We start from the raw sequence: 14,597 nt of genomic DNA, 5'->3' as shown, positions 1-14,597 counted from the left end.
TTTGCGGGAGCCTTTCGTGAACGGCCATCCAACCCTCGAGCAGACGCCGCTTGGCGCCGGTGTGGCGTTGCGCGCGGCCGGGGAATGGACCGTGCATCACGCGCCCGCGCTGGAGAAGCTTGTCGAGCACACCGAGCGCGCAGGCAAGAGCCGCAATGCAGCCCTCGTCATCGATGTCTCGCAGGTCTCCCGGCTCGATACGTTCGGCGCCTGGCTGATCGAACGGCTGCGGCGCGCGCAAATTCGTGGCGACGTCGCTCCGCCGATCGCGGGCCTGTCGGCGGATTACGCGAGCCTCGTCGAAGAAGTGAAGCGTGTGAAGGCGCCGCCGGTGCAGCCGCGCCCGGCGTTCGGCCCGATCCGTGCGGTCGAGGCGGTCGGCCGCAGCGTCGTCGAGGTCGGGCAGACGCTCCTCAGCCTCCTCAACATGATGGGCTCGGTTCTTCATGCGCTGTGGCGTGTGATCCTGCATCCGAGCCACTTCCGTTTCACCTCGACCATCCATCATCTTGAGCAGGTGTGCTGGCGCGCAGTGCCGATCGTGCTGCTCATTACGTTCCTGATCGGCTGCATCATTGCCCAGCAGGGCATCTTCCAGTTCCGCAAGTTCGGTGCGGACGTGTTCGTGGTCGATATGCTCGGCGTGCTCGTGCTGCGCGAGATCGGCGTGCTGCTGGTCGCGATCATGGTCGCGGGCCGCTCCGGCAGTGCCTACACCGCCGAGCTCGGCTCGATGCGGATGCGCGAGGAAGTCGATGCGCTGCGCACCATGGGGTTCGACCCGACCGAGGTGCTGATTCTGCCGCGCATTCTCGCGCTCATCATCGCAATGCCGATCCTCGCCTTTCTTGGCGCGATGGCGGCGCTGTACGGCGGCGGCCTCACCGCGTGGCTCTATGGCGGCGTGCAGCCCGATGCGTTTCTCGCGCGGCTGCGGGAGGCGATCTCGATCAACCATTTCACCGTCGGTCTCGTAAAGGCGCCGTTCATGGCGCTGATTATCGGCATCATCGCCTGCGTCGAGGGTGCGGCGGTGCGGGGCAGCGCGGAATCGCTCGGCCAGCACACGACGGCCTCGGTGGTGAAGTCGATCTTCTTCGTGATCGTCGTCGACGGCATTTTCGCCATCTTCTTCGCCTCGATCGGAGTCTGAGATGGCGGCAGCGAGCGATGCGATCATCCGGGTGCGTGACCTCACGGTCGGGTTCGGCGACAAGCTGATCCTCGACAAACTGAGCCTCGACGTGAAGCGCGGTGAAATCCTCGGCTTCGTCGGCCCCTCGGGCGCGGGCAAGTCGGTGCTGACGCGCACCATCCTTGGACTGATGCCGAAGCGCTCGGGCACCATCGAGGTGTTCGGCGTCAACATGAACGAGGCCGACGATAAAACGCGCAGCGCCATCGAGCGCCGCTGGGGCGTTTTGTTCCAGCAGGGTGCGCTGTTTTCCTCGCTGACGGTGCGGCAGAATATCCAGTTCCCGGTGCGCGAGTTCATGAACGTGTCGGAGCGGCTGCTGGACGAGATCGTCATCGCCAAGCTCACCATGGTGGGTCTGCGGCCGGAAACGGCGGATCTTTATCCCTCGGAACTGTCGGGCGGCATGATCAAGCGCGTGGCGCTGGCGCGTGCGCTCGCGCTCGATCCGGAGATCGTGTTCCTCGACGAGCCGACCTCCGGCCTCGATCCGATCAGCGCCGGCGACTTCGACGAGCTCGTCATGACGCTGCAGCGCGCTTTGGGGCTGACTGTTTTCATGGTAACGCACGACCTCGACAGCCTGAAAACCGCATGTAACCGCATCGCCGTGCTCGGCGACAAAAAGGTGCTGCTGGTCGGCACCATGCAGGACATGCTGGCGTCGCCGCACCCGTGGTTGCGGCAATATTTTCACGGCAAGCGTGCGCGTACCGTTATTGCGTAGAGCGGAGTTTGAGTGATGGAAACGCGGGCCAATTATCTTCTGATCGGCGCCTTTACGATCGCGGTGATCGCGGCGGCGTTCGGCTTCGTGTTCTGGTTCCAGAACCTCGGCGCGGTGGCGCAGCGCACTCCGATCCGCATCATCTTCGAGGGCGCTGCTTCGGGCTTGCGCACCGGCGGCAACGTCAATTTCAATGGCATCAAGATCGGCGAGGTGACGTCGATCAAGCTCGACGATCCGAAGCGCGTCGTGGTGATCGCAGCCGTCGACAAGAGTGCGCCGATCCGCGCCGACACTCTGGTCGGGCTGGAGTTCGCGGGGTTGACCGGCGTGTCGTCAGTTTCGCTGAAGGGCGGCTCGCTCGATGCCGGTGGCATTCCGGTGGCGGATGACGGCGTGCCGACGCTGAACGCCGATCCGAACGCGATCATGGATATCGGCGAGGCGGTGCGCGCGACGCTGCAGAACGTCAACAAGCTCGTTACCGACAACAAGGATGCGCTTCACGACAGCATGGCGAACCTGAAGGCGTTCTCGAAGGCGCTCGCCGACAATTCGGGCCGCATCGACAACATCATGGCCGGCGTCGAATCCCTGATGGGCAACAAGGAAGGCCAGGAGGGCGATCTGCAGCAGGCCGCGCGCTCGTTCCGCGAACTGGCCGACAATCTCGACAAGCGCACCGCGGTTCTCCTGTCGGACGGGCGGGCGCTGATTACGGACAGCCGCCGCACCCTCGCGGACATCTCGCGCGCGGTGAACAATTTCGATCGCAACCCGACCCGCGTGCTGTTCGGTGCAAGCAACGCCGACGTGCGGCCCGTGCCGCCGCAGGCTGCTCCTCCGGCTGCGCCGCCCCGTTCCCGAGCACACCGCCCGTAATGACGGCGGCGAACCGCGCAAGATCCGATGATTTGGGGCTCGATGATCTGCGGATCATCGGTGATATCGGCGGAACGCATGCGCGCTTCGCGCTCGCCCGGCACGGTGCCTACACGCATCTGCAGCGCGTCGAGGTGAGCCGCTACGACTCTCTGCTTGAGGCGATGACCGATTATCTCGCGACGCTGCCGCCTGACTTCAAGCCGACAGTCGCGGTGATCGATGTGGCGGGGCCGGTGCGTGGCGACGCGGTGAAGATGACCAATCTCGACTGGTCGTTCTCGGCAGAGGCGATGCGGCGCAGCCTCGGGTTGACGGCGTTTCGCGTGCTCAACGATTTCGCCGCGGCGGCCTCGTCCATTCCCTATCTGCCGCAGACCGATTGTTTCCCCATCGGACCGGATGTGCCGAACGCGAGCGGCCCGATTGGCGTGGTCGGTCCCGGTACCGGGCTTGGTGTCGGCGCACTGGTGCCGCATGGCGCGCAGTGGACCCTGGTGCCGGGAGAGGGCGGGCATGTCAGCTTGCCGGCTTCGACCGGGATGGAGGATCGCATCCTCGCCATTCTGCGCCGGCGGTTCGGCCATGTCTCGGCCGAGCGCGCGCTGTCGGGAGCGGGGCTCGTCAATCTCTACGAGGCGGTGTGCGAGATCGAGGGCGTTGCCGCCGAGCTACTTGCGCCATCCGATGTCACGGAGCGTGCCATCAAGGGCAGCGATCCGCGTTGCGTGAAAGCGTTCGCGCATTTCTGCGAACTGTTGGGCACGATTGCGAGCGACCTTGCGCTGACGCTTGGTGCGAACGGCGGCATCTATATCGCGGGCGGCATCCTGCCGCGTTTCAAGGAGGCGTTTGCGGCCTCCGGCTTCCGCGCGCGGTTCGAGGACAAGGGCCGCTTCCGCGACTGGCTGCGCACGGTGCCGACGCGGCTTATCCTTGAAGAGTCGCCCGCGCTGACCGGCCTCGCGAATGTGCCGGTGGGGGCGGATTACTAGAGTAGTTGCGTCGTGAGACATCCCATCGGGAGAAAATGCGAGACTCAGCGGGGACTAAGTTTGAGCGCACCTCTCCCGTGGGGAGAGGTCGGAGGCGGAGCGTAAGCGACGCCTCCGGGTGAGGGCGTACGCTGTTGCTGGGATTCGTGAAGCCTGCCTCAAGTAATCTTAGGAACCCCCTCACCCGCTCGCAGACGCTCTCCACCTCTCTCCAACGGGGAGAGGTGGAGAGAAGCAATCCTGACTTGTCTGAAAAATGAATCTGGATTGCTTCGTCGGCTTTGCCTCCTCGCAATGACGACGACCAAAGCCAGTTCATAAAAAAGCGGAAGCTTTTCGGCTTCCGCTTTTTCATTTCAGTCCTGCGCCTGCGATCAGACGAGGCGGCCTGCGGCGTGTGCGAGCAGGGTGTAGACGAGGCCCGTCTCGGAGACGAGGTGGTTGCGCAGCACCGCCGGTCCACGCTCGTCGCGTGACACGTCGTCGAGCAGCCGCTCGAACTCGGTGATGTAGCGGTCCACCGTCTGCTTGAAGCCACGGTCGGCGCGATACTTGCGCGCGACCTCGTCGAACGCCTTCTGGCCCGCGGGCGTATAGAGGCGCTTGTTGAACGCCTTGCGCTCGCCGCGCTGGTAGCGGTCCCACATCTCGGCGGCGAGGTCGCGATCGACCAGCCGCGTGATGTCGAGCGAGAGCGCTTCGAGCGGATTGGCAGGGCGCGCGGTGCGGCCACGTTCGGTGACGGTCGCGTCGGTGCGGTTCAGCAGATCCGACAGCCAGCCGTCACGCGCCTGATCCGAACCAGCCGGGCTCACCGGAGGCGCTTCAGCACGACGCTGCGGCTGCGTGGCGCCGAGATCGGGCGGCGGCAGGCTGGATGCGCTGCCATAGTCGCGGCCACGCGGTGCAGCGGGGCGGCTTTCGGTGCGTCCGCCGGCAGCCACCATGACGGGCTCTTCCTCGCGCTGGCGCGGGGCGACGTCGAGGCCGCGGCCATGACGGGCAACGATGCGGTTGAGTTCGGCCAACGCCTCGATCTGGTCGACGATCACTTTGCGCATCTGCGCGGTGCTCTCGGCAGCTTCCTGCGGCAGTTCGAGAACGCCACGGCGCAGGTCGGCGCGGGTGGAGTCGAGTTCGCGGTGCAGCTCGGCCGCCATCTCCTTCATGGCATGGACGACGTCGCTGAACTTCTCGGAGGCCTGGCCGAACATCGCGGCGGCATCCTGCGTGCCGCGATCGTAGATCTCGCCCATCGCCTCGAGCGTCTGGCGACGCTCTTCCTCGACGGCGACGCGCACCGCCTCGAACTGGCGACCGACAGCGGAGGAGCTTGCTCCGGCGCTTTCGGCGACGACGCGTGCGATGTCGCGGGCACGCAGCTCGGCGGCGTTCAGTGATTCTTCAAGCAGGCTGACGAAGCGGCTGAGGCGCTCGTCGAGGTCCACGGTGCGGGTGTCGATGGTGGTGACGAGCTGATCCATCAGGGTCTGACGCTCGCCAACCGATTGCGAGGTACGCTCGTTGCTTTCCTCCACCTGACGAACCGCTTCGGTCAGCAGCCGGCCATGGCTCTCGAACTGCGTCGAGAGGCTGGTGAGACCTTCCAGCGCGCTGGTCGTGGATTCGTTGAAGGTGCGCAGGTGCTCTTCCAGCGCGGTGGTGGAAGAACTGTTGCGGTCGGTGACGTCGTTGAGCGCGGTGACGAAATCCGCGACCCGCGTGACGAGCGCGCGCTCGAGCGAGTTGAGGTTTTCGTGAGCTCCGGTGAGCACTTCCTGCAGAAGGATGTTGCCTTCGCGCAGCCGCTCGAACAATGCGACGGTGTCGGTGCGCAGGATCTTGCTCGTTTCCTGCATCTCGGTGACGGCGGCGGTCGCAACCTGACGCGACTGGTCGATCGCGGCGCGGGTGCTCGCCTCGACGTCCTTCAGCGCCTTGCTGACGGAGCCGGTCGCAAGCTCGCTCGCGGCGGCGATCTGGCGCGAGATGTCCGAGCTGTGGCTCATCATCTGCACGGTGAAATCGCCGCTCTGGGTCTCGATCGACTTGAGCGCGCTGGTGGTTGCGGCGCCGATCGCATGGGCGAACGCGTTGCTGCGCGTGTTGAGCGCTTCCACGAGCTGGCCGCTCTTGCTGTCGAGCGTGCTGGTGAGCTGGCTCGTGGAGCCGTCGAGCGCCTGGGTGAGTTGACGGCTGGTGCCGTCGAGAACCTGGGTCAGCTCGCCACTCTTGAGGGTCAGCGTCTGGGCAAGCTCGTTGCTCTTGCCGCTCAGGGTTTCGGCCAGCTCGCCGGTTCTGGCGGCGAGCGTCTCGGAGAGTAGGCCGGTCTTCGTGGTTAGCGTCTCGGCAAACAGGCCGGTCTTGGCGTTCAGGGTCTCGGCGAACTGATCGGCCTTGGCGTCCAGTGCCGTGACGAGTTCGTTGTTCTTCTCGCCGATGGCGGCGGCAAGCAACTCGGTCTTGGCGGCGATCGCCTCGGTGAGCGGCGTGCGCTTCTCGTCAAGGATGAGCGTGAGGTACTCGGTCTGCTCGCGGACCCCGCCGGTGATCGCATCGATCTTGCCGGTGAGGGCAAGGCCGAAGCTCTCGGTGCCGCCGGCGATGGTGCGCTCGATCTCGGCCGCGGTCGACTTGATGTGAGCGCTCGCATTGTTGGAGGCGAGGAAGAGGGCGCCCTCGGCCTCGCGGGCGCTGGCCTGCACCGCGCGCTCGATGTCGCCGGCCGTCCCGCGCAGTTGCGAGCCGACTTCGCCCGACAGAGCGAGCAGCGACTGCTGGGCGCTGCGTGCGCCAAGCTGGATCGCTTCGCTCGTCTCGGCGACGAGATTGGTGAGCGTGCGCTCCGAATCCTCGACCCGCGACTTGATGCTCTGGGTCAATTCCTCGGTGCGGGAGACGAGAGTCTCGCCGGCCTTCTGGCCGCTCGCCTCGATGCGGTTGGCAGCCGACTCGACACGGATGTCGAGCAGGTTCTCGAAGCGCACCACGCGCGCCTCGATGTCGGAAGCGACCGAACCGGCGTGGGTTTCGAGGCCCTTCTGCATTTCGCCGAAGCGGGTGGTGAGGGTGTCGGCGAGCGCGGTGCTCTGCGCGTCGATCGTCTGGGTGACGGCTTCGGCGCGCTTGTCGAACGACAGTTCGAGCGAGGACAGGCGCTGATCGATTGTGCTGTCGAATGATTTGATGGTGGTGTCGAGCGACACTTCGAGCGTGGTGACGCGGGAGTCCAGCGCGCTCTGGAAGGCGCCGAGGCGCTCATCGAGCGTGTCGCGGATCTGCGCGCCGTGGGCGGTGACGCGGGTATCGAAGGTGTCGACGTATGTCTTGAGGTTGTCGGCGATGCTCTGGGTGTGCTGGCCCATGCGGTCGACGATCTCGCCGCCATAGCTGCGCACCGTGCGGTCGAACTCCGCCACGTGGCGGGTGATCAACGCGCCGAGCGTGCCGCTGTCGCGGGCGAACTTTTCAGCGAGTTCGCTGCCCTGTTCGCGGATCAGGTTTTCGAACGATGAGATGCCGGAGACGAGCGCCTCGTGCGAACTCTCGGTCTGTCCTACGACCTTGGCGACGAGCGTGTTGACGGTGACGTCGAGGGCTTCGCTGGTCTTTTCGCCGCTGATGAGGATGCGCTCCGCCAGACGGTTGCTGACTTCGTCGACGCGGGCGGCAAGATCGGCTGCACGCAAATCCATTTCGGTGAGCAGCGAGTCGCCGGAGTTCTTCAGCGTGTCATGCACCTGCTCGGTGCGTAGCGTGATGCCATCGACAATGGTGTTGGCGCGCTGGTCGAAGTCGCCGGTGATGCGCTCGACCCGCTCGTTCAGAAGCTCGTGAATGTTGTCTGCGAGTTCGGCGAACTCTTCCTGAATGTGGCTGGTCTTGAAGTTGAGGTTGGCGGTGAGCTGTTCGCTCGCCTCCAGCACCGCGTTGGCGGTCTGGTTGCTCGCTTCCTCGAGGCGGTCGAGCAGGTCGCCGCCACGCTCGCCGAGTGCGATGATCATGTTGTCGCCGGCGGCGGCGAACGCGCCGGTGATGTGATCGCTGCGCTCTTCGAGCATATGGGTGATGTTGTTCGTCACCTCATCGACTCGCGAGGCGATGGCGTCGCTGATGATGGCGATGTCCTGACGCAGATCGATCTGCACGCCGGAAATCGCGTTGCGGACCTGCTCGGCCTGGCCGACGAGGGCGTCGCGCTGGGCGGAAATGTCATCGAGCAGGGCGCGGATGCGGACTTCGTTGTCGCTGTAGGCGCGCTCGAGCGCCGAAACTTCGTTGGTGACGAGGGCTTCGAGTTCACCCGCACGCGCGATGGCGCGTTCCACGCCGTCGCCCATCGCCGCAACCTCGCGGCGGATCGCCTGGCCGACCGTGACCATGGCGTCGTTTGCGACATGCTCGGGCTCCGAGAAGCGCACGGCCATCTGCGCCATCGATTGCGCGATCATGCTGAGCTCCTGGCTGCGCCAGGACACGCTTGCGATGAAGTAGAACAGAATGAGCGGCGTGACGAACACGCAGGCGAGGCCCACGAGGGCCAGCATGCCGCCATTGGTCGAGCCGATCATGGCCTGCAGCGAGGGCAGGAAGGCGAAAATCAGAAACGCGGCGGCGACCACCCAGAGGGCGGAGAAGATTCCGGCGAACAGATACGAGCTGTGGCGCGGGCGGCTGCGCTGAAGCGTCTGCAGCACGCTGCCGATGGCTTCGCGATCGTCGTTCGCGGCAGGGCGGCCGAAACGGGCGTCGTCGAAATCACTGTCGGGCGTGTGGAGAGGCTCGTTCGGCGCGGTGATCTTGTCGTCCGCGACATGCGAAGGGTCGGAGATGTTCAGCGCTTCCTGAATCGCAGAGAGGGCGACTTCAGTTGGGTCTTTGACCTTCGAGTTTTTCGCCATTTACTGGTACGCCCTTGTTTTAGCACGCATTACTAACAGGTGCCGAGGCGCGAGAGTGCCACGGCAGTCCGTCATTGCCACAATCCGCCGGCCATGGCGCTGGCGGATGTTGGCTTGTCCCCCATTTCCGCCAACATCCTATTGGCTGATTGGGTCGAATGAAATGGCTCGCGTTAAGAACATTTTAATCATCGTTAACGCGCGCGGCAGCGCGGACGCGCCAAATCCCCGGATTTCGGGCCTTGGTGAAAATGTGGCAAAATCGTGTTTCCGCGTCGAGGTCCGGTTCGGAAAGGTTCCGTTAACCGGATTCATGTTCGCTGGGCGCTACGGCCGTCCCGCGGGCAGGTGCAATGCAGTTTTCACTCGAACAGGTCCCTTGGATGCCTTCACCGCCGCTGGCCCCGATATCGGCCTCGCTCGATCTCGCCTATCTGCGCAGCATGACGCTCGGCGATGTCCGGCTCGAGCGCGAAGTGCTGGAGCTGTTCAAGGCGCAGACCCGCGACCTCATCGCGAGGCTCGCCGCGCAACCGGCGAATGCCCGCGAGCTGGCTCACACATTGAAAGGCTCCGCGCGCGCGATCGGCGCGTTCGAAGTCGGCGAGGCGGCTTTGGCGCTTGAGGATGCGATGCGTGAGCGCAAGCACGTCAAGGCGTCGTTCAAGGCGCTTGAAACCTGCGTCGCGGAGGCGTTTGCCGCAATCGACGCCGTGCTCGCGAATAGCAATTAATCCCTCGTAATCGGCGGTTGATGCTGGCATGACGCTGTTGGAGCGGCTATAGACTGCTGCAAGTTTTTCCGCCGAATTCACGAGATCATGGTCAAAATCAACTTCATCGATCACGCCGGCACCACCCGCACCGTTGACGTCGAAGCCGGCGCGACGGCGATGGAGGCTGCCATCCGCAACGCCGTTCCCGGCATCGAAGCCGAATGCGGCGGCGCCTGTGCTTGCGCCACCTGCCACGTCTATGTCGACGAAGCCTGGCAGGAGAAAGTGGGCGCGCCCTCGCCGATGGAAGAGGACATGCTCGATTTCGGCTATGACGTGCGCCCGAACTCGCGTCTGTCGTGCCAGATCAAGATGACCGACGATCTCGACGGCGTCGTGCTGCACACACCCGAGCGGCAGGCCTGAGCGGGCCTTCCGCGACCTCCGAGCTGGTTAGAATTCTTCTATTTTCCAATCTGTTAGCGGTATAGCTGGGGTGGGTATTTTAGCCCTTTCCCCGGCCGCGATCCTTGGCTAGACAGACGCCGACTGTGGCCGCCGTCTGCGGCCCTCCGGCGCCCATCCATCTGTTAGCGACGAAAAACCATTATGAGCGAAGCGATCAAGACCGATGTGTTGATCATCGGCGCAGGCCCCTGCGGGCTGTTTGCAGTTTTTGAACTCGGCCTTCTCGATATGAGAGTCCACCTCGTCGATATTCTCGACAAGATCGGCGGCCAGTGCGCCGAGCTCTATCCGGAAAAACCGATCTACGACATTCCCGGCATCCCGATGGTGACGGGGCAGGGCCTCACCGAGGCGCTGATGGAGCAGGTCAAGCCGTTCAACCCGACTTTCCATCTCAACGAGATGGTACAGACCGTCGAGAAGATCGGCGATCCGCTGTTCCGCTGCACCACGGACGCCGGCACGGTGTTCGAGGCCAAGGTTCTGGTGATCGCGGCCGGCGGCGGCTCGTTCCAGCCGAAGCGTCCGCCGGTGCCCGGCATCGAGGCCTATGAAGGCACCTCGGTGTTCTACGCGGTGCGCAAGATGGAGCAGTTCCGCGGCAAGGAATTGCTGATCGTCGGCGGTGGCGACTCCGCGCTCGACTGGACGCTCAATCTTCAGCCGATCGCAAAGCGCGTCACGCTCCTGCATCGCCGCGACGATTTCCGTGCCGCGCCTCACAGCGTCGAGCAGATGCGCAAGCTCGTGGCCGAAGGCAAGATGGATCTCAAGATCGGTCAGGTCACCGGCCTCGACGGCGAGAACGGCGTTCTGAAGGGCGCACAGGTCAAGGGTAACGACGGCGCGATGTCGACGGTCTCCTGCGATACCATCCTGCCGTTCTTCGGCCTCACCATGAAGATCGGCCCGGTTGCCGATTGGGGCGTGAAGCTCGAGAACAATCTCATTCCGGTCGGTACCGAGACGTTCGAGACCAATGTGCCGGGCATTTTTGCTATCGGCGACATCAACACCTATCCCGGCAAGCTGAAGCTCATCCTCTCCGGCTTCCATGAGGGTGCGTTGATGGCGCAGAAGGCCAGCCGCTACGTGTTCCCGGACAAGCGTGTCGTGTTCCAGTACACCACCTCGTCCTCGAGCCTGCAGAAGAAGCTCGGCGTCAACTGAGCCGCGACGCGTCCGCCTTTCTTCACCTCTCCCCGTGGGGGAGAGGTCGGCGCATAGCGCCGGGTGAGGGGGCTCCACAAATCTGATTGAGGCATTTAAAGCCCCTCTCCCCATAAGAGCGTTTACGCTCGTCTTCGACGAGCTATGGGAGAGGGAGTAGAGGCATCGCGCTTGCGACAACCTCGCTCAATCACCGCTTCGGGGCGATCGGATCGATCGGCTCACGCGTGACGCCGGCTTCCACCGGCGGCAGGCCGAGGATCGCCGCGGCCGCGGGCCAGGCGGCATCCGCCATCATGGCGTGGCCTTCCGCGGTCGGATGGATCGCGCCGCCATAGACTGCCGACAGAACGCCCCATGTCGCATCGTGAATGTCGGTCGGCTGGCTCGCAGTGCGTGCCGCGAGCGGGTAGGTCATCGCGGCGAAGTAGCTGTCGTTGGCGTCGCGAATCCAGCGTGCGCGCGGCAGATACGCGCGGAAGCGGCTCGCCGCCTCGCCGCAGGTGAGCGGGTTCGCCGCCGCCTGCACGATGTCGGTGACGAAGCTGTCACCATCGGCGCGGAAGCATTTCTGATCGAATTGCGGATCGCTCTGGCTGCGGGCGCAGAAGCCGTGATCCTCGAACGCACGCTGATGCTGATCGACGAACGTCATCACATCGCTGCGGCCATCACAGATCGTGCCGCCGGTGCACTGCACGATATTCTTGAGCTGCGGCAGGAATTCGCTCTCCACGAAGCGTGAGGTTTTCGCAAGCCGCTCCGGCCGTGCATTGAAGGCCGGATGAATATCGAATCCCGCAAGGCCGCCGGGGCAGGGTGCGCCACCCGCGAGCGTCGGGTTGGCGTAGGACACGAACACCACGCGCGAGAGGTCGCCGCCGACGAGCGGCTTTAGTGCACGCCGCAGCCGCTGGAAGTTCTGCGGCAGGGTTCGCGCCAGCGTGCCGCGTGAATCCTCGACATTGCCGATCAGGCCGCTGCGCTGAAACAGCGTGCGCTCGGTTGCGCTGTCGACGATCACGTCGGCGACGAGGCCGGAGAAGTTGATGTCGTTCGCGCCGACTGACAGGAACACGAGATCGAGACCGCGCTCAGGCTGACGGCGTTGTGCGGCGGCGAGCGCCTCATGCAGTTCGGCAACCTGTCCGCCGACCGTGCCCGCGCAATTCATCGCCGTCTTGGTGACGAGACATTCACGCGCACGCATCGAGCCGAGAAGCCCTTCGGGGATCGTCGCGCCCGAACAGGCGAGCGGCAGATAGGTCACAGCGATGTGCGGATACTGCACGGCGAGCGCCAGCGCGGCGCGGGTCTGGTAGCTGTAGAGCGAACGGTGGCAGGCGGCATTGAACCATTGCGCGCCGAGCTTCTGCCAGTTGAACAGCTCATTGGTCGAACCCGGCGCACTCTCGCAGGCGCGCGCGCCTTTGTAGTTCTTGCGGCTCGGCCGGAAGTATTGCCCGGTCGAGCCTTCGAGATAGGAGCGGAAGCAGAAGCCGTCGTCGGAGAGCGCGACCGGCCGGTCGGGATTGCCTTCGCCCGATGCGATGGAATCGCCAAGCCCGGCGATGAGAATGTCACGCACGGTAATCGGCGTCGCGTCATGCAGCGGCGCCTCGCTGCCGCTCGAGACATCGACGCTTGCCGTGGTGGTGCGGCCATAGCGGACGCGCAGATTGATCGGCTCGGCGCAATCGAGCGTGCTCTGGATCGGCGGCGCGTCGTTGTCGCTGAAAGTCCATGCGCAGACCGCGCCGACCGGCACCGCGCCGGCGAGGTGGACCGTGACCGCGTGATCGGCGGGCGTGAGGTAATCCTCCTTCACGCCGTCGCGGGTACAGGGTGAGTTCACCCGCCCGGTGGGATCGATACAGAGGCGGCCGACGGTGTTGCGGGCCCAGCCGCGTCCGTCGCTTTGCAATTCGAGCGCGCCTTCTGCGGCGAGCACGCTGCGGCCGGAGGCCATCGCCTCGACCTGAAGCGCGAAGTCGCGCTCCTCGCGGAATAGCCGGAAGCGGTTGCGGACTTCCCACACGATCTGGATGCCGCCGCTGTCGGGCGGCGCGAATCCGGCCTCCGGCGCGGTTTGCACTTGCGCGCGGGCGGCGCCCGCGGAGAGCGCGAAGATGAGAGCGAGGAATGTAGCAGTCAGGCGGGTCATGGTGTCGTTTCACAGCACAGGAGCGAGACGGGCTGGAATGACAATTCCGGTCAGTCGTTTCGGTTCGGCGGCGAGGAGCGCTGCGCAACGGCATGCGCGGTCTGCACATGGCAGGCCTTGCGGCGTTGCTGCCAGGGCTGAATGACGCTGAGCCACAATTCGCGCGTGCCCATGATGGTAATGGAGACGGCGAACGGGATGAAGAAATAGAGGATGCGGAAGATCAGAAGCGAGGCGAGCAGCTCCTCGCGGCCGAACATGCCGAGCCCGACCAGCATCGCCGCATCGAACACGCCGAGGCTGCCAGGCGCGTGGCTCGCGAAGCCGAGCAGCGTCGCGAGGATGAACACGACCGCCATCGACAGGAAGTCGATCTCCGGCTGGTTCGGGATCAGGAGATACATCGCAAGCGCGCAGAACCCGAGATCGACGACGCCGATCATGATCTGCACCAGCGTCAGCGGTGCGGAGGGCAGTACCACCTTCCAGCCGTTGCGGCCGAGTTCGCGGCGGTTGCGGCCGACCGCGAGCCAGCCGAGATAGGCGAGGATGGCGGCAATCAGCCCGAGCCCGATCAGTTGATTGACGATCTGCGGCAGCAGCACGATGGATTCGGCGGCGGCGGGGTGCGTGATCAGGCCGATGCCGAGCACGAAGGTATTGCCGAGCCAGAAGGTGAGGCCGGAGATGAAACAGATCTTGGCGACGTCGATCGCGGAGAGCTTCCAGTCCGAATAGATGCGGAAACGGATGGCGCCGCCGGTGAACACCGTGGCGCCGATGTTGTGACCGATGGTGTAGCTCGTGAACGCCGCCAGCGCCGCGACGCGATAGGGGACGTGGAGCTTGCCGAGCGTACGCAGCGCGAACAGGTCGTAGAACGTCAGCGTGCCGAACGCGCAGCACACGCACAGCGCGGCCAGCGCGATATGTCCGAACGACTTGTCCTCGAGGGCGGAAATGATCGCCGAGGTGTCGATACCCTTCAGCGTCTTGACGAGATGCAGAACGGCAATGGTGACGATGGTGAGGCTCGCCAGAATGCCGAGCCGTTTCCACCCGATCCATTTATCGAACACGCTTCGCGACGCGCTAAGCAGACCTTGCATTCATCCTCCGGCGACCGTCATGAGCCGATTGAGGGATACGAACGCAAACGGCCGAGCCGGATACTCATATGGCAAATCATCGCGTCGAAAAACAGGTCAATTTGCGGATGCATGACAAGCCTCATCGGACATCATGACGCAAGGGGCGAAAGGTAAATCCGGGGCGGGGCAGTCAGGGCGGGGCAGTCAGGGCGGGTCCGTCTGGCAGGGGCTTTGGATGTCAGTCTCGTGACAGTCCGTATCGGGGAGAAAAGCGGCTCAATTGCGCCG

General features: G+C 64.6%; 10 protein-coding genes. 7 read left to right on the top strand and 3 right to left on the bottom strand.

Translation table 11 applies throughout. The annotated features are described in order from the left end of the window. Positions 1-16 precede the first annotated feature (16 nt). Genes OCA5_RS13245 through glk form a run of 4 tightly spaced genes read left to right on the top strand, consistent with a single transcriptional unit; the run spans position 17 to position 3,799 of the window. Positions 17-1,153: an ABC transporter permease gene (locus OCA5_RS13245; RefSeq protein WP_012562512.1), complete on the top strand. Its 1,137-nt coding sequence runs from the start codon at positions 17-19 to the stop codon at positions 1,151-1,153. A 1-nt stretch (position 1,154) separates the two neighbouring features. Continuing rightward, positions 1,155-1,922 (top strand): ABC transporter ATP-binding protein, encoded by a 768-nt coding sequence (locus OCA5_RS13240; protein WP_012562513.1) that lies wholly within the window; start codon positions 1,155-1,157, stop codon positions 1,920-1,922. Positions 1,923-1,937: 15 nt separating this feature from the next. Continuing rightward, positions 1,938-2,804, top strand: coding sequence for an MlaD family protein (locus OCA5_RS13235; RefSeq protein WP_012562514.1), 867 nt, complete (start codon positions 1,938-1,940; stop codon positions 2,802-2,804). After that, positions 2,804-3,799: a glucokinase gene (glk, locus tag OCA5_RS13230; RefSeq protein ID WP_012562515.1), complete on the top strand. Its 996-nt coding sequence runs from the start codon at positions 2,804-2,806 to the stop codon at positions 3,797-3,799. The genes OCA5_RS13235 and glk overlap by 1 nt, the downstream gene beginning before the upstream one ends. 374 nt (positions 3,800-4,173) lie before the next feature. Here glk and OCA5_RS13225 read toward each other — a convergent pair whose 3' ends face one another. Next, positions 4,174-8,700, bottom strand: coding sequence for an apolipoprotein A-IV repeat region-like domain-containing protein (locus OCA5_RS13225; RefSeq protein ID WP_012562516.1), 4,527 nt, complete (start codon positions 8,698-8,700; stop codon positions 4,174-4,176). Between the two features lie 383 nt (positions 8,701-9,083). Here OCA5_RS13225 and OCA5_RS13220 point away from each other — a divergent pair, with 383 nt between their 5' ends. From OCA5_RS13220 to OCA5_RS13210, 3 genes are all read left to right on the top strand, one after another. Then, a complete protein-coding gene (locus tag OCA5_RS13220) occupies positions 9,084-9,434 on the top strand; it encodes an Hpt domain-containing protein (protein ID WP_012562517.1) in 351 nt (116 codons plus the stop codon). 87 nt (positions 9,435-9,521) lie between these two features. Then, positions 9,522-9,842 (top strand): 2Fe-2S iron-sulfur cluster-binding protein, encoded by a 321-nt coding sequence (locus tag OCA5_RS13215; protein ID WP_012562518.1) that lies wholly within the window; start codon positions 9,522-9,524, stop codon positions 9,840-9,842. A 183-nt stretch (positions 9,843-10,025) separates the two neighbouring features. Continuing rightward, complete coding sequence (locus OCA5_RS13210; protein WP_012562519.1) at positions 10,026-11,054, top strand: NAD(P)/FAD-dependent oxidoreductase; 1,029 nt, start codon at positions 10,026-10,028, stop codon at positions 11,052-11,054. Between the two features lie 190 nt (positions 11,055-11,244). Here the strand turns inward: OCA5_RS13210 and OCA5_RS13205 are convergent, their stop codons facing one another. Further along, entirely contained in the window at positions 11,245-13,218 is a 1,974-nt protein-coding gene (locus tag OCA5_RS13205) for an SGNH/GDSL hydrolase family protein (RefSeq protein ID WP_012562520.1), read from the bottom strand. A 50-nt stretch (positions 13,219-13,268) separates the two neighbouring features. Beyond that, complete coding sequence (locus OCA5_RS13200; RefSeq protein WP_012562521.1) at positions 13,269-14,327, bottom strand: lysylphosphatidylglycerol synthase transmembrane domain-containing protein; 1,059 nt, start codon at positions 14,325-14,327, stop codon at positions 13,269-13,271. Positions 14,328-14,597: the final 270 nt, after the last annotated feature.

Source organism: Afipia carboxidovorans OM5, assembly GCF_000218565.1.
GTDB classification, from domain to species: domain Bacteria; phylum Pseudomonadota; class Alphaproteobacteria; order Rhizobiales; family Xanthobacteraceae; genus Afipia; species Afipia carboxidovorans.
The sequence above is the reverse complement of the archived record's forward strand: the minus strand, read 5'-3'. Positions and strand labels throughout refer to the sequence as shown.